At 55.9% G+C, this 20,606-nt stretch carries 16 protein-coding genes and 2 pseudogenes; 11 read left to right on the top strand and 7 right to left on the bottom strand.

Annotated elements, in window-relative coordinates:
• The first annotated feature begins 110 nt into the window (after positions 1 to 110).
• The 6 genes and pseudogenes from OGX80_RS20405 (at position 111) to OGX80_RS20380 (ending at position 6,544) form a co-directional block, all read left to right on the top strand.
• The gene (locus tag OGX80_RS20405; protein WP_110494157.1) at positions 111 to 1,133 is read left to right on the top strand and encodes an ABC transporter substrate-binding protein; all 1,023 of its coding nucleotides are present in this window, start codon (positions 111 to 113) and stop codon (positions 1,131 to 1,133) included.
• Positions 1,134 to 1,159: 26 nt separating this feature from the next.
• Positions 1,160 to 2,119, top strand: a complete 960-nt coding sequence (locus tag OGX80_RS20400; protein ID WP_369701201.1) for a FecCD family ABC transporter permease — start codon at positions 1,160 to 1,162, stop codon at positions 2,117 to 2,119.
• Positions 2,116 to 2,874 carry an ABC transporter ATP-binding protein gene (locus tag OGX80_RS20395; RefSeq protein WP_071258548.1) on the top strand — a complete coding sequence of 253 codons (759 nt, stop codon included), beginning with the start codon at positions 2,116 to 2,118 and terminating at the stop codon, positions 2,872 to 2,874. The genes OGX80_RS20400 and OGX80_RS20395 overlap by 4 nt, the downstream gene beginning before the upstream one ends.
• A 9-nt stretch (positions 2,875 to 2,883) precedes the next feature.
• A complete protein-coding gene (locus OGX80_RS20390; RefSeq protein ID WP_012132097.1) occupies positions 2,884 to 3,696 on the top strand; it encodes a class I SAM-dependent methyltransferase in 813 nt (270 codons plus the stop codon).
• Positions 3,693 to 4,550: pseudogene (modD, locus tag OGX80_RS20385) on the top strand (ModD protein). Before OGX80_RS20390 ends, modD begins: the two are co-directional and overlap by 4 nt.
• 23 nt (positions 4,551 to 4,573) lie before the next feature.
• Positions 4,574 to 6,544: a TonB-dependent receptor plug domain-containing protein gene (locus OGX80_RS20380; protein ID WP_115181552.1), complete on the top strand. Its 1,971-nt coding sequence runs from the start codon at positions 4,574 to 4,576 to the stop codon at positions 6,542 to 6,544.
• A gap of 55 nt (positions 6,545 to 6,599) precedes the next feature.
• Here the strand turns inward: OGX80_RS20380 and OGX80_RS20375 are convergent, their stop codons facing one another.
• Together OGX80_RS20375 and OGX80_RS20370 are read right to left on the bottom strand one after the other, a co-directional pair.
• Positions 6,600 to 8,714 (bottom strand): TonB-dependent siderophore receptor, encoded by a 2,115-nt coding sequence (locus OGX80_RS20375; protein ID WP_012132094.1) that lies wholly within the window; start codon positions 8,712 to 8,714, stop codon positions 6,600 to 6,602.
• Between the two features lie 276 nt (positions 8,715 to 8,990).
• The gene (locus tag OGX80_RS20370; RefSeq protein ID WP_012132092.1) at positions 8,991 to 9,245 is read right to left on the bottom strand and encodes a GlsB/YeaQ/YmgE family stress response membrane protein; all 255 of its coding nucleotides are present in this window, start codon (positions 9,243 to 9,245) and stop codon (positions 8,991 to 8,993) included.
• A gap of 203 nt (positions 9,246 to 9,448) precedes the next feature.
• Here OGX80_RS20370 and ycgR point away from each other — a divergent pair, with 203 nt between their 5' ends.
• A complete protein-coding gene (gene ycgR, locus OGX80_RS20365) occupies positions 9,449 to 10,183 on the top strand; it encodes a flagellar brake protein YcgR (RefSeq protein ID WP_047463290.1) in 735 nt (244 codons plus the stop codon).
• Between the two features lie 12 nt (positions 10,184 to 10,195).
• Here the strand turns inward: ycgR and emtA are convergent, their stop codons facing one another.
• On the bottom strand, positions 10,196 to 10,807 hold the full coding sequence (gene emtA / locus OGX80_RS20360; protein WP_012132090.1) for a membrane-bound lytic murein transglycosylase EmtA: 612 nt from the start codon (positions 10,805 to 10,807) through the stop codon (positions 10,196 to 10,198).
• A 100-nt stretch (positions 10,808 to 10,907) separates the two neighbouring features.
• On the opposite strand from emtA, the gene ldcA reads away from it, so the two are divergent.
• Together ldcA and OGX80_RS20350 are read left to right on the top strand one after the other, a co-directional pair.
• Positions 10,908 to 11,822: a muramoyltetrapeptide carboxypeptidase gene (gene ldcA / locus OGX80_RS20355; RefSeq protein WP_115181551.1), complete on the top strand. Its 915-nt coding sequence runs from the start codon at positions 10,908 to 10,910 to the stop codon at positions 11,820 to 11,822.
• Positions 11,823 to 11,918: 96 nt separating this feature from the next.
• Positions 11,919 to 13,652 (top strand): potassium/proton antiporter, encoded by a 1,734-nt coding sequence (locus OGX80_RS20350; protein WP_047463283.1) that lies wholly within the window; start codon positions 11,919 to 11,921, stop codon positions 13,650 to 13,652.
• On the opposite strand, the pseudogene OGX80_RS22470 reads toward OGX80_RS20350, so the two are convergent.
• The 3 genes and pseudogenes from OGX80_RS22470 to OGX80_RS20340 form a co-directional block, all read right to left on the bottom strand.
• Positions 13,593 to 13,730: pseudogene (locus tag OGX80_RS22470) on the bottom strand (hypothetical protein); the annotation flags it as partial. The gene OGX80_RS20350 and the pseudogene OGX80_RS22470 overlap by 60 nt on opposite strands.
• A gap of 27 nt (positions 13,731 to 13,757) precedes the next feature.
• The gene (gene dadX, locus OGX80_RS20345; RefSeq protein WP_012132086.1) at positions 13,758 to 14,828 is read right to left on the bottom strand and encodes a catabolic alanine racemase DadX; all 1,071 of its coding nucleotides are present in this window, start codon (positions 14,826 to 14,828) and stop codon (positions 13,758 to 13,760) included.
• A gap of 12 nt (positions 14,829 to 14,840) precedes the next feature.
• Complete coding sequence (locus OGX80_RS20340) at positions 14,841 to 16,139, bottom strand: D-amino acid dehydrogenase (RefSeq protein ID WP_012132085.1); 1,299 nt, start codon at positions 16,137 to 16,139, stop codon at positions 14,841 to 14,843.
• 322 nt (positions 16,140 to 16,461) lie between these two features.
• On the opposite strand from OGX80_RS20340, the gene OGX80_RS20335 reads away from it, so the two are divergent.
• Positions 16,462 to 17,994: a SpoVR family protein gene (locus OGX80_RS20335; RefSeq protein ID WP_024130273.1), complete on the top strand. Its 1,533-nt coding sequence runs from the start codon at positions 16,462 to 16,464 to the stop codon at positions 17,992 to 17,994.
• 96 nt (positions 17,995 to 18,090) lie between these two features.
• Here OGX80_RS20335 and fadR read toward each other — a convergent pair whose 3' ends face one another.
• Positions 18,091 to 18,810 (bottom strand): fatty acid metabolism transcriptional regulator FadR, encoded by a 720-nt coding sequence (gene fadR / locus OGX80_RS20330; RefSeq protein ID WP_024130272.1) that lies wholly within the window; start codon positions 18,808 to 18,810, stop codon positions 18,091 to 18,093.
• Between the two features lie 222 nt (positions 18,811 to 19,032).
• On the opposite strand from fadR, the gene nhaB reads away from it, so the two are divergent.
• Positions 19,033 to 20,577, top strand: coding sequence for a Na(+)/H(+) antiporter NhaB (gene nhaB / locus OGX80_RS20325; protein ID WP_114847803.1), 1,545 nt, complete (start codon positions 19,033 to 19,035; stop codon positions 20,575 to 20,577).
• The last annotated feature ends 29 nt before the right edge of the window (positions 20,578 to 20,606 follow it).

Genomic DNA, 20,606 nt, shown 5'->3' with positions numbered 1-20,606 from the left:
CTTAAGGGTTAGACCCCCTTTTCATCGGTGAGAATTTGATACTGAACAAGTTTTTTAACGTTATATATGTAAACATATAGCGATTTTTTAACCATTTCAGGATGAAAACAATGCCGCTCACAAGACGGAGATTCGCTCAGGCAATGGCCTCTGCGCTGCTGTTTCGCCACCTCCCTGGCATTGCGCAGACACCGCTGACGTTTGCTATTGGCCGCCCGCCGGAAGGCAATATTATTCGCCGCGTGGTGAGCGCCGGTGCGCCCGCCGATGTGTTACTGCTGGCCGTCGCGCCGGAAAAGCTGGTGGGTTTCTCCTCTTTTGATTTCTCGCGACAGGCGGCGATTCCCTTCCCCGAGTCCATTCGGGCGTTGCCCAAACTGGGCAGGCTGGCGGGGCGCGCCAGCACGTTGTCTCTGGAAGGGCTACTGGCCCTGCATCCCGATCTGGTAGTGGATTGCGGCAACGCCGATGAAACCTGGCTTTCGCAGGCGCGCCAGGTCAGCGCTCAGACCCGGATTCCGTGGCTGCTGATTAACGGTGAACTGCGGCAAACGCCGGAACAACTGCAAGCCGCAGGACAAGCGCTGGGAATGGAGGCGCGTACTGCCGCTCAGGCGGCGCTGGCTCAGCGCTTCATTGCGCAAGCGCTCGCGTTTTCCCACACGCCTGCTGCCGGTATTCGTTTTTATGCGGCGCGGGGCGCCCGAGGTCTGGAGACGGGATTACAGGGATCGCTGCATACGGAAGCGGCAGAGTTGCTGGGATTACACAACGTAGCGCGAATCCCCGGACGAAGCGGACTGGCCCAGGTCTCTATGGAAAACTTACTCACCTGGCAGCCCGACATCATTCTGGTACAGGATGCCGCCACGGCGCACTACCTGCGTCACGACCCCGTCTGGCAAGGCGTTAAGGCGGTTGCGGACAAGCGCATTCTTTTCCTGAGCGGCCTGCCGTTTGGCTGGCTGGATGCGCCGCCGGGCATTAACCGTTTACTCGGGCTGCGCCGGTTGCATGCCTGGCTGGACCCGAACGTTAATCAACATTTTAAAGACGATATGGTGCGTTATGCGCGCCTGTTCTGGCATACGTCGCTGACTGACGAACAGTATCAACAGTGGGCGATCATCTGATGAGAACGACCACTCTTTCTGTCCTGATGCTGGGGATTGCCCTTCTTTGTATTGCCTTTGCCACTGTATCGGGCGCTTATCACCTCGATGCCCGGCAGGTGCTGGCGATGATCTTCAGCCATGACACGGTGCCGACACAGGATCAAATCGTGTTCTGGCAGATCCGCCTCCCCCGCATTCTCGCCGCGCTGCTGCTGGGCGCTGCGCTGGCGGGCGCGGGCACGACGTATCAGGGGATGTTTCGCAATCCGCTGGTCTCCCCGGATATTCTCGGCGTTGCCGCCGGAGCGGGTTTAGGCGCATGTACGGCAATTTTGCTGGGCCTGCCGATTTTGTTTATCCAGCTCTACGCGTTCGGCGGCGGTCTGCTGGTGGTTGCTGGCGTCTGGCTGATTACCCGTCGGGTGACGCGTCACGACCCCGTATTAACCCTTGTGCTGGTGGGTATCGCGCTCGGTACGCTGTGCGGAGCGGGAATTTCCCTGATAAAAACGCTGGCCGATCCCTATACCCAGTTGCCTTCCATCACCTTCTGGTTACTCGGCGGGCTCTCTACCATCACGCTGCATGATCTTTGCTTCTCGGCACCGCTGATTCTGTTCGGTGCCATCCCTTTGCTGCTACTGCGCTGGCGTATGAATTTACTGACGCTTTCAGATGATGAAGCCCGTTCCCTGGGCATCAACGTTACCCGCCTTCGGCTCGCGCTGATTGTCTGCGCGACGCTCATCACCGCCAGCACGGTGGCGATTGCCGGGATTATCGGCTGGATAGGCTTAGTCGTGCCGCATATCGGCAGGTTGCTCACCGGCAATAACCACCAGCAGTTGCTTCCTGTCTCAATGGGCGCCGGCGCCATTTTACTGCTGCTGACCGACACGCTCGCGCGCGCAATCAGCAGTACGGAGATTCCACTCGGTATCCTCACCGCATTTATCGGCGCCCCTTTCTTTTTGCTGCTTCTGCTGCGCGGAGGACGCCAATGACACGACTGACGGTTCGCCACGCCAACCTGGGATACGCCCGACGCCCGGTTTTGCGCGACGTCTCTTTTACCGTACCGGCGGGAGAAATTTGCTGTTTACTCGGCGCAAACGGCAGCGGCAAGACCACGCTGATGCGCACCATTCTTGGCGTTCTCCCCTTGATCAGCGGCGACATCCTGCTTGATGGCGTGGCGGTGCAGCGTTTTTCAGACCGGGAGCGCGCCAGCGCCATTGCCTGGGTGCCACAGGCGCACGACGGCGCGTTCGCCTTCACCGCTCTGGATATGGTGATGATGGGGCTGACGCCGAAAATGGCGGCATTCGCCGTTCCCGGCGCCAGGGAGCGAGAGATTGCCCACCAGCAGCTCGCCGCGCTTGAAATCGTCCATCTGGCGCACCGACGCTGGAACACCCTGAGCGGCGGAGAGCGTCAACTGGTGCTGATCGCCCGCGCCCTGGCGCAACGCCCTCGCCTGCTACTGCTGGATGAACCCGCCTCCAGCCTCGACTTTGGTCACCAGATCCGCCTGCTCGACACGCTGGTGACACTGAAAAAAACGGGGATGGCGCTACTGATGTCAACCCATCATCCGCTCCATGCCAGGGCGATAGCCGACAGCGTCGTGCGCGTGGAGTCCGACGGCCAGGTATCGCAAGGCGCGCCAGAGCGCCAGCTCGCTGCCGACAATCTGGCCGCGCTTTATCGGGTCTCGCCCACACAAATCCACCGCCATCTTTTTGGCGATCAGCAATAAGGGACAGCCATGCTCATTGATGACATTGATTTTGCAGACCTCTACCGCCAGCAGCTGTTGCAGGCGAAACGAACGGAAAAAACGCCCGACCATTGGGATAAACGGGCAGAGAAAATGGCAGAAAACTGCGCGTCGCCGACGGACACCTACCTGCAACAGCTGATGGAAAAAATGGATTTGCAGGGCGTGAACTCGCTGTTTGATATGGGCTGCGGCCCGGGCACCGTCTCGCTGGCGTTAGCGGGCAAAATACCGCATATCTGCGGCGTGGATTACAGCCCCGGAATGCTGCGCGTTGCCGCCCGTCGCGCGACAGAGCAACGGGCAACCCATGTTCACTGGGTGCAACGCGCCTGGGAAGAGGACTGGAGCGATCTCCCGCGCTGCGATATCGCCGTTGCCTCCCGCTCAACGCTCGTTGCGGATATGCGCCAGGCGATGACAAAGCTCAACAACCAGGCGCGGCTGCGCGTCTATACCACGCACCTGGTCAGTTCCTCTTTTGTTTCCCCCACTATCCAGCGCGCGTTGGGTCGCGAGGTTATCGAGCTGCCTAACTATATTTATGCCCTCAATGTCCTGTACCAGATGGGGATCTGCGCCCATGTCGATTTTATCCGTGGGCAGAACTGCCAGCAGGACAACAGCACCTGGGAACGCTTTGCTGAAAACGTTCGCTGGAGCATGGGCGACATCAGCGATGAAGAGCGTGAACGTCTGTACCGCTGGTATCAACAGCAGGATGCCAGCGCCCTTGCCCCGGCCAGCCGGGACTGGGCGCTGATCTGGTGGGACAGCATTCCACAAAAGGCGCTGAAATGATCTACTTCTCACACGCACAAACGGACGCATTGCTGCTGGAGGATATTCAGGGAGGCGACCTGACCACGCGCGCTCTGGGCATCGGCAATCTGCCAGGCCGCATGACCTTCCGCCATCGCCAGGGCGGCTGCGTGAGCGGCATTGCCGTGGCCAGACAAATGTTGCAGTCGCTGGGGCTGACCGTCCTGGAGCAGATGAACGACGGCGAGCGCGCCGCAGCCGGTCAACAATTGATCAGCGTCAGCGGGAATGCGGCGGCGCTGCACTAGGGCTGGAAGGCCATACAAAACGTACTGGAGTGGAGCTGCGGCGTTTCACACTATCTCGACAGCATGCTTCACATCCTGCATAGCCGTTACCCCGACGGGCAAATAGCCTGCACGCGTAAAGCCATTCCCGGCACCCGGCTGTTAGCCGCACAGGCGGTGCTCGCCGCAGGCGGAATCATTCACCGCGCCGGGTGCGCGGAAACTGTGCTGCTGTTTGCAAATCACCGCCGCTTTCTCGCCCCCGGTAACGACTGGGCCGGGGCCATTTCGCAGTTGCGCCGTCATGCCCCGGAAAAAAAGATCGTCGTCGAAGCAGACACCCCAGAGGAAGCCCTTGAAGCGCTCCGCGCAGGCCCCGACGTTTTGCAACTCGACAAATTTACCCCACATCAGGCGGCGGAGGTGGCCCGGGCGGCGCCTTCACTGGCCCCCCATTGCACGCTGGCGCTGACTGGCGGCATCAACCTCGCCACTCTGGCGAGTTATCTCGACTGTGGTATCAGGCTCTTTATTACATCCGCACCGTACTACGCACCACCGATGGATATCAACGTCATCCTGAACCCGGACGAAAGTGACATATAACATTGATAAATGGAATAAAAACAATGAAATTCACTCAGAGTTGTCTTTACACGGCATTATCGGTAGCTTTTGCGCATAATGCGTTTGCTGGGCAAGAAAGCGACACCATGACCGTCTGGTCGAGCCCCGCCTCTGCGGCGACCACCACGGTGCTTGGTCAACAAACCATGCAGGATCTGGATAAGCAGAATGTGGCGCAGGCATTAAGCGTCATCCCCGGCGTGGCGTTGCAAAAATCAGGCAACCGCAACGAACAGCAGGTCAAAGTTCGCGGTTTTGACAGCCGCCAGGTTCCGATCTTTTTCGACGGTGTGCCGGTTTACATCCCTTACGACGGCAACCTCGACTTAGGGCGCTTCCTCACCTCGGACATTGCCTCCGTTGAGGTGTCCAAAGGCTACTCATCGCTGTTGCAAGGCCCTAACCAGATGGGCGGCGCGATCAACATCACCACCAAAAAACCGACAAAACCTCTCGAAGGGAGCATCGGTTATCGCCAGGGATGGAGCCGGAGCAAAGATAACGCCCACGATATGCACGCCTCGTTTGGCGCCAGTAATGAGCTGGGTTATCTGCAAGTCAGCGGTAGCCAGTTGAAGCAGGATTTCCTGGGTCTGCCGCACGGGGTGGACAACGCCATTGCAGGCAGCAACGGGAAGATGATCAACTCGTCGGCAGATGATAAACGGGGCATTGTTAAGTTGGGCTTCACGCCGCGCGAAAATGACGAGTACACCCTGACCTATATCAACCAGGACGGAGAAAAGGACAACCCGCCATACGCAGGCACCAGCAGCCAGAAGTCGCGCTACTGGCAGTGGCCGCAATACGATAAAGAGAGTTATTACTATCAGGGCACCACGCATCTGGGCGATCGCTTCACGCTGAAAAGCCGGCTTTATCGCGACACCTTTGAAAACACGCTGATGATGTACAACTCCCTTGCCGACCTGAAAAACAAGAAAGGCAGCTATAGCCACTATTCTGATTACAGCGATGGCGCAGGGTTACAACTCGCCGCCGAAATGCGTGAAAACGATCTGCTCTCGTTCGCCGTTAACTGGAAAGATGACGTCCACCGTGAAAAAGGCGCGCCGCATGCGGCATACGATCGCTATGAAGATCGCACCTGGTCGTTAGCCAGCGAATACCAGTGGGCCGCCGCCGATAATGTGGATGTCGTGGCCGGTATTAGCTATGACTGGCGTGACAGTCTGGAAGGGATGAAGCACGAAAAAGATGGCAGCGTAACCCACTACGACGACAACAACCAGTCGGCGTTTAACTGGCAGGTCATGACCAAATACCACTTCGCAAACGAGGACACGCTGGCGCTCTCTTACTCTGACCGGACGCGTTTCCCGACGCTCAAAGAGCGGTATACCACGTCGAAACCGGCGTATAACCAGGTGGCTATCGTCAACCCGCAGTTAAAACCCGAACGCGCCCGCAGCGTGGATCTGACCTGGAACGGTTCGCTGACCCGCGACTGGGGATTCGAGGTCAGCGTGTACTATAACCGCGTGACCGACGCAATCCTGTCGCACAATATTGATGCCGATACGATCCAGAACCGCAATAGCGGCCGGGTGGATTACACCGGTCTGGATGCCGGAATCAAAGGCAATGTGTCTGAAATGCTGGATGTCGGGCTGAGCTACGGGCTGATCCACGCGGACGTCAAGCGTGATGAAATCGGTGAAATCACCGATTTGCCAACGCAGACGCTCACCGCATGGATGACGCTCAAGCCGTGGGAACCGCTGAGTATTACGCTGTCAGAAGAGGCGCGTTCCTCCAGCTACAGCAATTCAGACGGTTCACAGAAAGCGGGCGGATTTGCCATTACCCATATCCGCGCGGATTATGCGTTGGGCTACGGTTTTAGCGTCAACGCGTCCGTGAACAACCTGTTCGATACGAAGTATGCCTACAGCGAAGGGTTTATCGAGGAAGGCCGTAATTTCTGGGCCGGGGTGGAATATAAGTTCTGATTGTTCCGCCGAATGAAAACGAACCCGGCCTGCGCAATTGCAGGCCGGGTTGCTATCAGAAGCTGTAGCTGGCGCCAACCTGAACGGTGCGGTCGCGACCAATCCAGCAGTTGTTGTCGTCGTAACAGCTAAACGTCTCTTTGTTGGTAATATTCTGCGCGCTGGCCTTCAGCGTCACCCCGCTCAACGATGGGATCGCCTCTCCCAGACGGTAAGAAACGGCCATATCATACTGCGTCGTGCCGCCGAGTTTGCCTTTGTCGTTAGCTGGCGAGATCTCCATCGGCCCGGTATAACGGACGCCCGCACCAACGTTCAGCCCGCGCAGCGGCGTATTATCAAAGGTGTAATCGCCCCACAGGTTAAACGCGTTTTCCGGCACCTGAGTCGGACGTTTGCCTTCATACGTTTCATCTTCCGTGTTGATCGCATGGGTATAGGCATAGTTGGCGATCAGCGTGACGTTATCCGCCGGACGGCTGACAATCGACAGTTCGGCCCCTTTTGACTCAATCTCGCCGGTCTGACGGTAATCCCAGGTCGGCGTGGCGGAAAGCACATTTTTCTGGCGGATATTAAACACCGATGCGGTAAAGGTGGTCGCGTATTCCGCCAGCAGGTATTTCACCCCGCCCTCAACCTGCTTGCTGGTGGTCGGCTTCACCTCTTTCGAGGTCAGAGTCCCTTGCGGCGAGATCGGCTTAAAGCCTTCGGAATAGCTGATAAATGGAGAGATCCCATTTTCAAACGCATATAACGCACCGAAACGTTTGGTGACGCGATCCTGTGAAATCCAGGTTTTATCGCCGTTTTGCAGATAGTCGGTCGTGGCGGAACGATAGTCATCGTAACGCACGCTCGCCAGCAGGTTCAGGCCGCCAAACGCAATCTGATCCTGAAGATAATAACCATTCTGCTGATAAGAGAGACGGTTATTCTGCGCAGTACTCAGCCCTAAATCGTCGGTATGAATCTGACGATAGTTCGGGTGGCGCATGTCGATCCCCGGCGTGCTGCTGGCATAGCGGTAGAAGTAATGGCTGTCGAGCTTCTGGTAATCGAAGCCTGCCAGCAGATGGTGCTGCCAGTCGCCTGACACTACCGTTTTCGTAACCTGGTTGTCGATGTTAAAACTTTTCAGGTCTTCATCGGTCGTGTAGGCAAACCGGTTCAACTCCCAGACCGGATTCCCCGTATTTCCGGTGGAGTAGACGCTGCGCTGGTGGGTATCCACATCAAAGTAGCGCGCTTTCTGATTGAAGCCCCAGCCGCTGTCAAACTGGTGTTCAAAGCTGTAACCCAGCATCCATTGACGCTGCTTAAAGCCGCTCCACTCATCTCCGGCAAAATCACGACGCCCCGCATACTCTGAACGCAGATAAGAAATGGGCAGCGGGTTGGAAGGCGACAGCGACGGTGTATTCTGCGCCAGCGCATCAATCGTCAGACGCGTTTTGTTGTCCGGTTGCCAGGTAACGGACGGGGCAACCAGATAGTTTTCATAGCGGGAGGTATGCGGTTGATCATCCCCTTCCGTCGCTTTGCCGAGTAAACGGTAGTTCCAGTCGCTGTCGCTGATTTGCCCGGTTGAATCCAGATAACCCTCTTTCAGATTACGGGTGCCGGTGTTGAAGCCCACTTCCGTTTTCTGTTCCGCCTGCGGTTTTTTACTCTGGATGTTTACCAGTCCACCCGGCGAGCCATTGCCGTACAGCACCGAGGCCGGGCCTTTCAGAATATCCACGCTTTCAATCAGCAGCGGATCAATACGCGCTTTGGTATTCCCGGTCACGTTGTACGGCAGTTGCAGACCGTTGTAATACTCCTGATCCACCGTAAAACCGCGAATCTTATATTCGCTCATATAGGAGGTATTACCGCGAACTTCCGTTGACACGCCCGGCGCGTAGCGCAGAATTTCATTCACCGAGTTGGCGTGGCGTTGCTCAATCTCCTGCCTGTCGATGGTGTTGATCACCTGCGGCGTTTTGCTTTCCGGCACGGCGGATTTGGTCGCGCTGTTGGTCCAGGCCGGAAGAAGGCTCTCCTGCCCGGCGGCGGTGACCACAATGGTCGACTCTTTTGCCTCTTCAGCATAAGACGGGACCGTCAGGGCTAAGGTGATACATCCAGAGAGCGCGCGTAATGTGAAACGATGAGTTGTTTTCATGAGCAAATTATTATATGTGAAATGGAATGACAATTATTCTCATTTTTATTCACAAATCAAGCCAGCTTTCGCCGTTAATCCGGCCAGGCGTTGCTCAGGAATACAGATTGTTCTGACGTCTGTTGAATCCCCGTAAACGTGCCGGGAAGACGCCTCCCCTGACACGTTCACGACTGATAATGCGCCAGAGCGATAATGGGCATCAAGTGAACGAAAAACATGCCAGGGTAGCATGTCGCCGATTTACGCCCTCATCCCCACATCCGCTCTGTTCATTTAATTGCGCCGCAGAAGGCGAAAAACGCCGAGCACAACAATCGCCCCGACGACGGCCACCAGGAAACTGTGAAGATTGAACCCGCTGATGCTGCCGCCGATACCAAACATAGTTGCCAGCCAGCCGCCGACAACCGCACCAACGATACCGAGAATACAGGTCAGTATAAAACCACCGCCATCGCGACCCGGCATAATCAGCTTAGCGATAACACCTGCAATCAGACCAAAAATAATCCAGGCAATAATTCCCATATTCAGGCCCTCTTTCCAGTGAAAGCATGCGCAAGACGTTCTTGCGCCAGTCCCTTAAGTATAGGCAAATCAACCGGTCGTGCTTTTCATCCTGCAACGTTATGCGCTGGCGTTGATAAAAATTTCACCCATTTGTCTTAAGTTCCGTCATGCCATGCCGATAACCAAACGATAATCTGTCAGGCATCCAGGAGTCATTACGCGTGAGTCACTACAGTGAGCAGTTCCTGAAGCAAAACCCGTTGGCGGTATTAGGCGTACTCAAAGATTTAAACAAGAGCCAGGTGCCGCTACGCATCTCCTGGGCCGGGGGGCAGTTCATCAGTAAGATTCTGGACGTTAACGCGGAAAAACTGGTGATGGATTTCGGCAGCCAGGACTATGAAAACATCGCCGTTCAGCGCGCCAGACAGATAACCATTACCGCAGAAACGCAGGGCGCGAAAGTGGAGTTCACGCTGGATCAGCTCACCCGCGGCGAATACCAGCAGCTTCCGGCATTTATTACCGCGCTGCCGCCCGAGCTGTGGTTCGTTCAGCGCCGGGAGTATTTCCGTATTTCCGCGCCTTTGCATCCCCCCTACTACTGCCAGGCGAAAATGCCGGACGACAACACGCTACGTTTTCGCTTGTTCGATCTCTCGCTGGGCGGCATGGGCGCATTGCTGGAAGCGACAAAACCCGCCGGATTAACCGAAGGCATGCGCTTTTCGCAAATTGAGCTGAACATGGGGCAATGGGGCGTTTTCCACTTTGACGCCCAGCTTATTTCCATCAGCGAACGCAGAGTGATTGACGGTAAAAATGAGACGATTACCACTCCCCGCCTGAGCTTTCGTTTTCTCAACGTCAGCCCGGCGGTGGAGCGGGAATTACAGCGGATTATTTTCTCTCTTGAACGGGAAGCGCGGGAAAAATCCAATAAGGTGCGTGAATAACCCCCGTGCGGGTTACATCGCATCCAGCGCTTGCTGGAGTTTCCAGATATAACGCGGCGCCTGTGGCGCAGGATGATTTTTGGCAACGTGCTCGAAAAACTCATCCGCGCTCAGATCGTTGATTTTCTCAATCGCTTTTTTGCGATCGGAAGAGAACGTGCGCAGCAGCGCGCCCGCGCCATTGGCATAAGAGACCACCAGCGCGTACTGCATCACCTGCGGATCGTTAATACCGGCCAGCGACCCGTGTTCCAGAATACTCAGGTACGCCGTCCCCATCGAGATATTCCGCTCCGGGTTTTTCAGTTCGCTGGTCGACGGTTCGCCGCTCCAGCCCATATGACGATAAACATCGCGCCCGGACGTCGAGGCCTTCAGTTGCATTAACCCAACCGCCCCGGATTTACTGACCACCGTCGGATTACCGCCCGATTCAATCGCGATGATCGCGGTAATCAGACGCGGGCTGACGCCCCAGGCTTCCCCGGCTTTTTCACTTATCGGCATCCACTGCATTGCCCGTTTAACCGGGACTTCGGCGTTCCAGGGCGGATTCTTGTAATCCTGCTTTGAACTACAGCCCGCCAGCAATACAACCAAAAAAGCAAACCATCTCAATTTCACGTCATCTATCCTTATAGCCGGAATTCGCCGCTGCGAGTGACAACGACATGCTCAATCGGCATGATATACATTTGGTTTTAGATGTCAGCAAGGAATTGCCATGTCCCTGTTTCACTTAATCGCCCCATCGGGTTACTGCATCAATCAGCAAGCGGCTTTACGCGGCGTACAACGGCTGATCGAATCTGGCCACCAGGTGGATAACGCCGCCGTCATTGGCCGCCGTGACCAGCGTTTTGCCGGTTCAGACGCCGAGCGTCTGGCGGATGTTAACGGCCTCGCCCGCCTGATGACGCCCGATACCATTGTGATGCCGGTTCGCGGCGGTTACGGCGCCAGTCGTCTGCTGGAGAGCATTGACTGGCAGGCGCTCATCACACGGCAACAGGCGAACCCGCTGCTGATCTGCGGCCACAGCGATTTTACGGTGATTCAGTCCGCTCTGCTGGCGCTGGGCAAGGTGATAACGTTTAGCGGCCCCATGCTGGCGGCGAATTTCGGCGCGGAGGAGATGAACACTTTCACCGAGCGCCATTTCTGGCGGGCCTTGTGCAACGCGCAGTTCACGGTGGAGTGGCAAGGTAACGGCCCGACATGTGAAACGGAAGGTACGCTGTGGGGCGGCAATCTGGCCATGCTTATTTCCCTTATCGGCACCCCGTGGATGCCCGCCATTGAAAATGGCGTACTGGTGCTGGAGGATATTAACGAGCATCCTTTCCGCGTTGAGCGAATGCTTCTGCAACTGTATCACGCGGGGATTCTGGCCCGGCAGAACGCGCTGATATTGGGCAGTTTCAGCGGTAGCGCGCCGAATGATTACGATGCCGGTTACGATCTTGACGCGGTTTACGCGTTTCTGCGTTCCCGTCTCTCCATCCCCGTCGTGACCGGTCTGGATTTCGGTCATGAGCAACGTACCGTTACGCTGCCGCTCGGTGCCCACGCGGTGCTAAAAAATAGCGAAAATGGCAGCCAACTCACACTCTCCGGCCATCCTGTCCTCAAATCATAAAAAAAGCCGTCGCCTGGGCTAAGTAAAACGCTGTTTCTGTCGTTATTATGTTAGGGTTTATTATTAGAAACAGCGTAATTCAGGAGTAACATAACGTTGGATGCCGCAGCCATTATTAGTCTTTTCATTTTGGGTTCAGTCCTCGTAACCTGTAGTATCTTATTAAGTTCATTCTCATCTCGTCTTGGCATCCCTATTCTGGTTATCTTTCTCGCGATTGGCATGCTCGCGGGTGTTGATGGCGTTGGCGGTATCCCGTTTGATAATTATCCTTTCGCGTACATGGTGAGTAACCTCGCGCTGGCAATTATTCTGCTGGATGGCGGGATGCGTACCCAGGCCAGCTCCTTTCGCGTCGCCCTGGGCCCGGCGCTCTCGCTCGCGACGGTAGGGGTACTGATTACCTCCGGTCTCACCGGCATGATGGCCGCCTGGCTCTTTCATTTGAATCTCATCGAAGGGTTGCTGATTGGCGCCATTGTCGGTTCAACGGATGCGGCTGCCGTTTTTTCTCTGCTGGGCGGTAAAGGGCTTAACGAACGCGTCGGTTCGACGCTGGAAATCGAATCCGGGAGTAACGACCCGATGGCGGTTTTCCTGACCATCACGCTGATAGAGATGATTCAGAAACATGAGACCGGCCTGAGCTGGCTTTTCGTGCTCGATATCATCCAGCAGTTTGGACTGGGGATCATGCTGGGGTTAGGCGGCGGATATCTGCTTCAGCAAATGATTAACCGGATTGCCTTGCCCACCGGGTTATATCCGCTGCTGGCGCTGAGCGGGGGAATTCTCGTTTTCGCCGTGACCACCGCGCTGGAAGGCAGCGGCATTCTGGCCGTTTACCTGTGTGGATTCCTGCTGGGCAACCGCCCTATCCGCAACCGGTTTGGCATCCTGCAAAACTTTGACGGCCTGGCCTGGCTGGCGCAAATCGCCATGTTCCTCGTGCTCGGACTGCTCGTTACGCCATCCGATCTGCTGCCTATCGCCGTTCCGGCGCTGGTGCTGTCGGTCTGGATGATTCTGGTGGCTCGCCCACTCTCCGTTTTCGCGGGCCTGCTGCCGTTTCGGGGCTTTAATCTGCGTGAGCGGATCTTCATCAGCTGGGTGGGGCTGCGTGGCGCCGTGCCTATCATCCTGGCGGTTTTCCCGATGATGGCCGGGCTGGAGAATGCCCGACTGTTTTTTAATGTCGCATTCTTTGTGGTGCTGATATCGCTGCTGTTCCAGGGAACGTCCCTGACCTGGGCGGCCAAAAAAGCCAAAGTGGTGGTGCCTCCCGTCGGCTGGCCGGTTTCGCGTATCGGGCTGGATATTCACCCGGAAAACCCCTGGGAGCAGTTTGTCTACCAGTTGAGTGAAGATAAGTGGTGCGTCGGCGCCGCGCTGCGCGATCTGCACATGCCGCAGGAGACCCGCATCGCCGCCCTGTTTCGCGACAACGTGCTGTTCCACCCGACCGGAAGCACCCGTTTACGCGAAGGCGACGTTCTGTGCGTTATTGGACGTGAGCGCGACCTTCCGGCGCTGGGCAAACTGTTCAGCCAGTCGCCGCCGGTCGCGCTGGATCAGCGTTTTTTCGGCGATTTTATTCTCGAAGCCAATGCGAAGTTTGCTGACGTCGCCCTGATTTACGGTCTGGACGAAGGAACGGAATATCGCGATAAACAGCAGACGCTGGGGGAAATCGTACAGCAGTTGCTGGGTGCCGCGCCGGTTGTGGGCGACCAGGTGGAGTTTGCCGGCATGATCTGGACGGTCGCAGAGAAAGAAGACAACGCCGTGCGTAAGGTCGGGGTTCGCGTCGCGGGGGATGAAATGGAATAATGGAGACGCTGCCGGATGGCGGCGTTGACACGCCTTATCCGGCCTACACTCTGTCTTCTGTAGGCCGGATAAGCACAGGCGCCATCCTACGGCGCCACAAAAAAGTTACGCCGTCACAACCGGAACTCGCGGCGCCAGCGCGCACATCAGTTCATACCCCACCGTTCCCGCCGCAGAGGCGACATCATCAATCTTGATCTCTTTCCCCCACAGTTCCACAGACGTACCGATACCCGCCTGCGGGCACGGCGTCAGATCCACCGCCAGCATATCCATCGACACGGTGCCAACCGTTCCGGTACGCACACCGTCCACCAGCACTGGCGTGCCGTTTGGCGCATGACGGGGATAACCATCCGCGTAGCCCGCCGCCACAATCCCGATGCGCTGCTCCTGGGTCGCGGTATAGCGTCCGCCATACCCGACCCGATCGCCCGCTTTCAGCGTCTGTACGCCAATAATCTGGCTGCTCAGGGTCATAACCGGTTTCAGCCCGGTATTGGCGATATCCCGCCACTGCCCTGACGGCGATGCGCCATACAGAATAATTCCGGGGCGCACCCAGTCAAAATGGGCTTCAGGATGCCACAGCGTAGCCGCTGAATTCGACAGCGAGCGACGGCATTCAAGCCCTTCCGTCGCATGGGCGATTTTCGTCATCGCCTGGTCGATCCCTTCCGGGTGCTCAGCATCGGCAAAGTGCGACATTAACGTCATTTCGCCCACATTCGGCAGCGCCCGCAGTTGCTGCCAGACGGTCTGTACCCGCTCGGGTAAAAAACCCAGCCGGTTCATGCCGCTATTCACTTTGAGATAAACATCCAGCGGTGCGTTCAGGCGCGCGTTTTGCAACACTTTGAGCTGCCAGTTGCTGTGTATGCAGGTCGTCAGACGGTATGTGTCATATATGGCCAGCTCGTCGGCATGGAAGAACCCTTCCAGCATTAAGATCGGCCCTTTCCATCCCCGCTCTCGCAACGTAATCGCCTCTTCGAGATTGAGCATGGCAAAGCCGTCGGTCGCCCCCAACGCCGTCCAGATACGCTCGATACCATGTCCGTAGGCATTGGCTTTCACCACCGACCAGACGCGAGCGTCCGGGGCGGCCTGGCGCACAATGCCAAGATTTTGTTTCATCGCCTGCAGGTCAAGGCTGGCCAGTATAGGGCGGGTCATCTCGCTTCCTTATTAGTTATGCGCGCCATGAAGATGCCGGGGTCGTGACGGCGTAAAGCCAGGGCTGTACCGCGCTACGCTCAGGTCGTCATAAGGAATAGCAGGTGTACGACCTGAAAGAATATCGCTCAGTAATTGCCCTGAACCGCAGGCCATTGTCCAGCCCAGCGTCCCATGCCCGGTATTCAGCCACAGGTTTTTGAAGCGCGTCCGTCCGATCACCGGCGTACCATCCGGGGTCATTGGCCGCAGCCCGGTCCAGAACGTGGCTTGTTCCACATGCCCTCCGCGCGGGAAGAGATCGCGTACGACCATCTCCAGCGTTTCACGACGCGGTTGTAATAATTCAGTGTTAAAGCCGACAATTTCCGCCATTCCCCCCACGCGAATGCGCTTATCAAAACGGGTAATGGCGATTTTGTAGGTTTCATCAAGGATAGTCGAAACTGGCGCGCCATCGTCCTGTGCGACCGGAATCGTCAGCGAATAACCTTTAAGCGGATAGACCGGAATATCGACGATCCCTTTGAGCATCGCCGTAGAGTAAGAGCCAAACGCCATCACGTAAGCATCGGCTTTGATGATGTCATCCCCGCACTTCACGCCGTAAATTTGTTCACCTTCGTACAGCAGTTTTTCCACCGGCGTGTTGAAGCGAAACGTCACGCCCGCCTGTTCCGCCATCTGCGCCAGGCGCTGAGTGAACAGCTGGCAATCTCCGGTTTCATCATTGGGTAGACGCAGGCCGCCGGTCAGTTTGTGCGCCACTTCCGCCAGCGCAGGTTCAACCTCCGCCAGACGGCTGGATTCCAGTAGCTGATACGGTACGCCGGCATCTTCCAGAACGGCGATATCGCGGGTGGCGTTCTCATACTGTTGCGCGGTACGGAATAACTGCAATGTTCCGCCCTGACGCCCTTCATACTGAATGCCGGTTGAGGCGCGCAGCGCTTTCAGGCAATCACGGCTGTACTCCGCCAGACGCACCATGCGCCCTTTGTTCTCCATGTAATGGCGGGTGTCGCAGTTACGCAACATTTGCCACATCCACTTCAACTGAAACTGCGTCCCGTCCAGGCGAACAGCCAGCGGCGCATGGCGCTGGAACATCCACTTGATGGCCTTCAGCGGCACACCCGGCGCCGCCCACGGCGCGGCATAGCCCGGAGAAATTTGTCCGGCGTTCGCCGCGCTGGTTTCCAGCGCCGGGCCAGGTTCACGATCGATGACGGTGACGTCATGCCCAGCCTGACACAGATACCAGGCGCTGGTTACGCCAACGACGCCACTTCCCAGTATGACAACTCGCATAGCCACTCCGTTAACAGTAAAAGAACAATCTTCTAATTACATCTTGATAACTCAGTTGAAAATATTATTCAACATATGGCTTTTTTATGGTGACGCACCTCACATCTGCCTCTGTTGTCAGGGATCTCTCTGCTTTGGCATCTCCTGCTGTGCGTCATTTTTATCCAGCATAAAATATTGCATCCACACCATTTTCTGGCGTGCCAGCGCTGCGAAATCGCAAAGAAAAATTTTCTTCATCAGCACGTTTTTTAACACGGTGTTCTATGCTTGAAATGAGGTGCTCCAGACAGAGAGTGCCGCCAACAATGAGGGTGCGCGAATGGCTACGATTGATTCCATGAACAAGGACAGCACACGTTTGAGCGATGGACCCGACTGGACGTTTGATCTGCTGGATGTCTATCTGGCGGAGATTGACCGCGTCGCGAAACTCTACAAACTGGATACCTATCCGCACCAAATCGAGGTGATCACCTCTGAGCAGATGATGGATGCCTACTCCAGCGTCGGGATGCCGATCAACTATCCTCACTGGTCGTTTGGCAAAAAATTCATTGAAACCGAGCGCCTGTATAAGCACGGTCAGCAAGGGCTGGCCTATGAAATCGTCATTAACTCCAACCCGTGTATCGCTTATCTGATGGAAGAGAACACCATTACTATGCAGGCGCTGGTGATGGCGCACGCGTGCTATGGGCATAACTCTTTCTTCAAGAATAACTACCTGTTCCGCAGCTGGACCGACGCCAGTTCGATTGTCGATTACCTGATCTTTGCCCGTAATTACATTACCGAATGCGAAGAACGCTATGGCGTGGACGAAGTTGAAAAGCTGCTGGATTCCTGCCATGCGCTGATGAACTATGGCGTCGATCGCTACAAACGCCCGCAAAAAATTTCGTTGCAGGAGGAGAAAGCCCGGCAGAAAAGTCGCGAAGAGTATCTGCAAAGCCAGGTGAATATGCTGTGGCGTACTCTGCCGAAGAAAGAGGAAGAGAAAGCCGTCGCCGAAACGCGGCGTTACCCGTCTGAACCGCAGGAAAACCTGCTCTACTTTATGGAAAAGAACGCGCCGTTGCTGGAGTCATGGCAGCGCGAGATCCTGCGCATCGTGCGCAAGGTCAGCCAGTATTTCTATCCGCAAAAACAGACGCAGGTGATGAACGAAGGCTGGGCGACGTTCTGGCACTACACCATCCTGAATCATCTTTACGATGAAGGTAAAGTGACCGAGCGCTTTATGCTGGAGTTTTTACACAGCCACACCAATGTGGTGTTCCAGCCGCCGTACAACAGCCCGTGGTATAGCGGAATTAACCCTTATGCGCTTGGCTTCGCGATGTTCCAGGACATCAAACGCATTTGCCAGTCGCCAACGGAAGAAGATAAATACTGGTTCCCGGATATCGCCGGTTCAGACTGGCTGGAAACCCTGCATTTCGCGATGCGTGATTTTAAAGACGAGAGCTTTATCAGCCAGTTCCTGTCACCGAAAGTGATGCGTGATTTCCGTTTCTTTACCGTGCTGGACGACGACCGGCACAACTATCTGGAAATTTCAGCCATTCACAATGAGGAAGGTTATCGCGAGATCCGTAATCGGCTTTCGTCGCAGTACAACCTGAGCAATCTGGAGCCGAATATTCAGATCTGGAATGTGGATTTACGCGGCGATCGCTCTTTGACGCTACGCTATATTCCTCACAACCGCGCACCGCTGGACAAGGGACGTAAAGAGGTGCTGAAACATGTGCATCGCCTGTGGGGGTTTGATGTCATGCTGGAGCAGCAGAATGAGGATGGCAGCGTTGAGCTGCTGGAACGCTGCCCGCCGAGAATGAACAGCCTGTAGTTTAATTGCCGGATGGCGGTGTAAACACCTTATCCGGCCTACAAACAGCACATCACCGTAGGCCGGATAAGCGAAGCGCCATCCGGCGTATAACGCTTAGCGGCCCTGAATGGCCAAATCGCCTGGCAAATTCTTCTGCATACGATGCCAAATCTCACCGCTGTCATGACCGTAACGGCGTACCGTTTCGTACACCTGGTCATGCGCGCCCTGCTCGCAAAGCGATGACAGCTTATGGTAGAAACCGAGCGCCAGGCTCCGGGCTTCCGGGTTGGCGAAATAGTGACGGCCAATGCGGGTATACAGCCCTTTCATCCCGTTCAGGATCAGACCGTAAATCGGATTACCGGAGGCAAACGCCAGACCGCGGAAAATGTTGTAATCCAGCTCCGCGAACGCATCGGCGTAGTCGGCCACTTCATTCGCCGTCGCCAGTACCTCCTGCGCCTTATCAGGATGCTGACGAAACGCGGTGCGGATAAAAATCGTGGAGATATTGGTTCGCACCGACAGCAGATTATCAATCAGCTGCGGCACGCTTTCATGATCAAGACGCGCGAGCGTTTCAAGAATATTCAGCCCGGACGTTTCCCAGAAATTGTTCACCTTTGTCGGTTTGCCGTGTTGAATCGTCAACCAGCCGTCTCGCGCCAGGCGCTGCAATACTTCGCGTAACGTGGTGCGCGTCACTCCGATAAGTTCGGAGAGTTCACGTTCGGCAGGCAAAATAGTGCCAGGTGGGAAGCGGTTATTCCAGATACTTTCAATGATGTACTCTTCCGCGAAACCCGCCGGGCTCTGCGCCTTAATGACCATAGTGAGATTTCCATTACACAGCAAAACATAGTTACACTCATCATACCAGACGGGTTTCATGGCTGATAGCGGACAGGATGAAGAAAAAGGGGATCAAGGCTTCATTTTCTGGATAACGCCGCGCCATCACGTTAAGGACTTGCCTGCTTTTACCCTGGCCGCTAAGCTTTGCGCCTAAACATAAAAACATGATTCTCACATTTACAGGTAAGGGAAACTGCCATGGAGCTCTCCTGGGGTCGCGCATTCTGGCGCAACTTTCTGGGCCAGTCGCCTGACTGGTATAAACTTGCATTAATCGCTTTTTTAATTGCTAATCCACTGATTTTCTTCATCAACCCATTTGTAGCGGGCTGGCTGCTGGTCGCTGAATTTATTTTCACGCTGGCGATGGCGCTGAAGTGCTATCCCCTGCTGCCCGGCGGATTACTGGCGATTGAAGCGGTCATCATTGGGATGACCAGCGCAGCGCATGTGCGCGAAGAGGTTGCCGCCAACCTCGAAGTGCTGCTGCTGCTGATGTTCATGGTCGCAGGCATCTACTTTATGAAGCAGTTGCTGCTGTTCATTTTTACCCGCCTGCTGCTTAGCATTCGTTCCAAGATGCTGCTGTCGCTCGCATTTTGTATGGCTGCCGCCTTCCTGTCCGCTTTCCTTGATGCCCTGACCGTTGTCGCGGTGGTCATCAGCGTCGCGGTCGGCTTTTATGGCATTTATCATCGCGTCGCCTCTGCGCGCGGCGAAGAGAACGATCTCCAGGATGACGACCACCTCGACCAGAACAGTAAAGCGGTGCTGGAACAGTTTCGCGGTTTCTTGCGCAGCCTGATGATGCATGCGGGCGTAGGCACCGCGCTGGGCGGCGTCATGACGATGGTCGGTGAACCGCAGAACCTGATTATCGCCAAAGCGGCGGGCTGGCATTTCGGCGATTTCTTCCTGCGCATGTCGCCGGTGACGGTTCCGGTGCTAATTTGCGGGCTGCTCACCTGCGTGCTGGTCGAGAAACTGCGCTGGTTTGGCTATGGTGAAACGCTGCCGGAGAAAGTGCGTCATATTTTGCAGGAGTTCGACGATCAAAGCCGTCAACGTCGTACACGCCAGGACAAACTCAATCTGTTTGTGCAGGCGATTATCGGCGTCTGGCTGGTGACGGCGCTGGCGCTGCATCTGGCGGAAGTGGGCTTGATTGGCCTGTCGGTCATTATTCTGGCCACGTCACTCACTGGCGTCACCGATGAACACGCGATTGGCAAAGCATTTACTGAGTCCTTGCCGTTTACCGCGCTGTTGACGGTTTTCTTCTCCATCGTGGCGGTCATTATCGATCAGCATCTTTTCGCCCCGATCATCCAGTTCGTTTTACAGGCTTCCGAACATGCGCAGTTAACGCTGTTCTACCTCTTCAATGGCCTGCTGTCGTCCATTTCCGATAACGTGTTCGTCGGGACGATTTACATCAATGAGGCCAAAGCGGCTATGGAAAGCGGCGCAATCAGCATGAAACAGTACGAACTACTGGCGGTAGCGATCAACACCGGCACCAATTTGCCGTCCGTGGCGACGCCAAACGGCCAGGCGGCATTTTTGTTCCTGCTCACCTCTGCGCTGGCGCCGCTGATTCGTCTCTCTTATGGCCGTATGGTCTGGATGGCGTTGCCATACACGCTGGTGCTCACCCTCGTTGGTTTACTCTGCGTCGAGTTTACCCTCACCCCCATCACGGAGTGGATGACGCAATCTGGCTGGTTAGCTACATTCTCATAACATCAAACCGGGCAAATCACTGCCCGGTT

The organism is Citrobacter sp. CK194 (assembly GCF_030333395.1).
In the GTDB taxonomy this organism is placed as follows: domain Bacteria; phylum Pseudomonadota; class Gammaproteobacteria; order Enterobacterales; family Enterobacteriaceae; genus Citrobacter_B; species Citrobacter_B koseri.
This window is presented reverse-complemented; position numbering and strand designations above follow the sequence as displayed.

What these genes read in the sequence shown, in the direction of transcription:
- OGX80_RS20390 (WP_012132097.1), top strand. Translation starts at nt 2,884, where the DNA reads ATGCTCATTGATGACATTGATTTTGCAGACCTCTACCGCCAGCAGCTG.
- ldcA (WP_115181551.1), top strand. Translation starts at nt 10,908, where the DNA reads ATGTCCCTGTTTCACTTAATCGCCCCATCGGGTTACTGCATCAATCAG.
- OGX80_RS20335 (WP_024130273.1), top strand. Translation starts at nt 16,462, where the DNA reads ATGGCTACGATTGATTCCATGAACAAGGACAGCACACGTTTGAGCGAT.
- OGX80_RS20405 (WP_110494157.1), top strand. Translation starts at nt 111, where the DNA reads ATGCCGCTCACAAGACGGAGATTCGCTCAGGCAATGGCCTCTGCGCTG.
- OGX80_RS20400 (WP_369701201.1), top strand. Translation starts at nt 1,160, where the DNA reads ATGCTGGGGATTGCCCTTCTTTGTATTGCCTTTGCCACTGTATCGGGC.
- nhaB (WP_114847803.1), top strand. Translation starts at nt 19,033, where the DNA reads ATGGAGCTCTCCTGGGGTCGCGCATTCTGGCGCAACTTTCTGGGCCAG.
- dadX (WP_012132086.1), bottom strand. Translation starts at nt 14,828, where the DNA reads ATGACCCGCCCTATACTGGCCAGCCTTGACCTGCAGGCGATGAAACAA.
- OGX80_RS20380 (WP_115181552.1), top strand. Translation starts at nt 4,574, where the DNA reads ATGAAATTCACTCAGAGTTGTCTTTACACGGCATTATCGGTAGCTTTT.
- OGX80_RS20370 (WP_012132092.1), bottom strand. Translation starts at nt 9,245, where the DNA reads ATGGGAATTATTGCCTGGATTATTTTTGGTCTGATTGCAGGTGTTATC.
- OGX80_RS20375 (WP_012132094.1), bottom strand. Translation starts at nt 8,714, where the DNA reads ATGAAAACAACTCATCGTTTCACATTACGCGCGCTCTCTGGATGTATC.
- OGX80_RS20340 (WP_012132085.1), bottom strand. Translation starts at nt 16,139, where the DNA reads ATGCGAGTTGTCATACTGGGAAGTGGCGTCGTTGGCGTAACCAGCGCC.
- fadR (WP_024130272.1), bottom strand. Translation starts at nt 18,810, where the DNA reads ATGGTCATTAAGGCGCAGAGCCCGGCGGGTTTCGCGGAAGAGTACATC.
- OGX80_RS20395 (WP_071258548.1), top strand. Translation starts at nt 2,116, where the DNA reads ATGACACGACTGACGGTTCGCCACGCCAACCTGGGATACGCCCGACGC.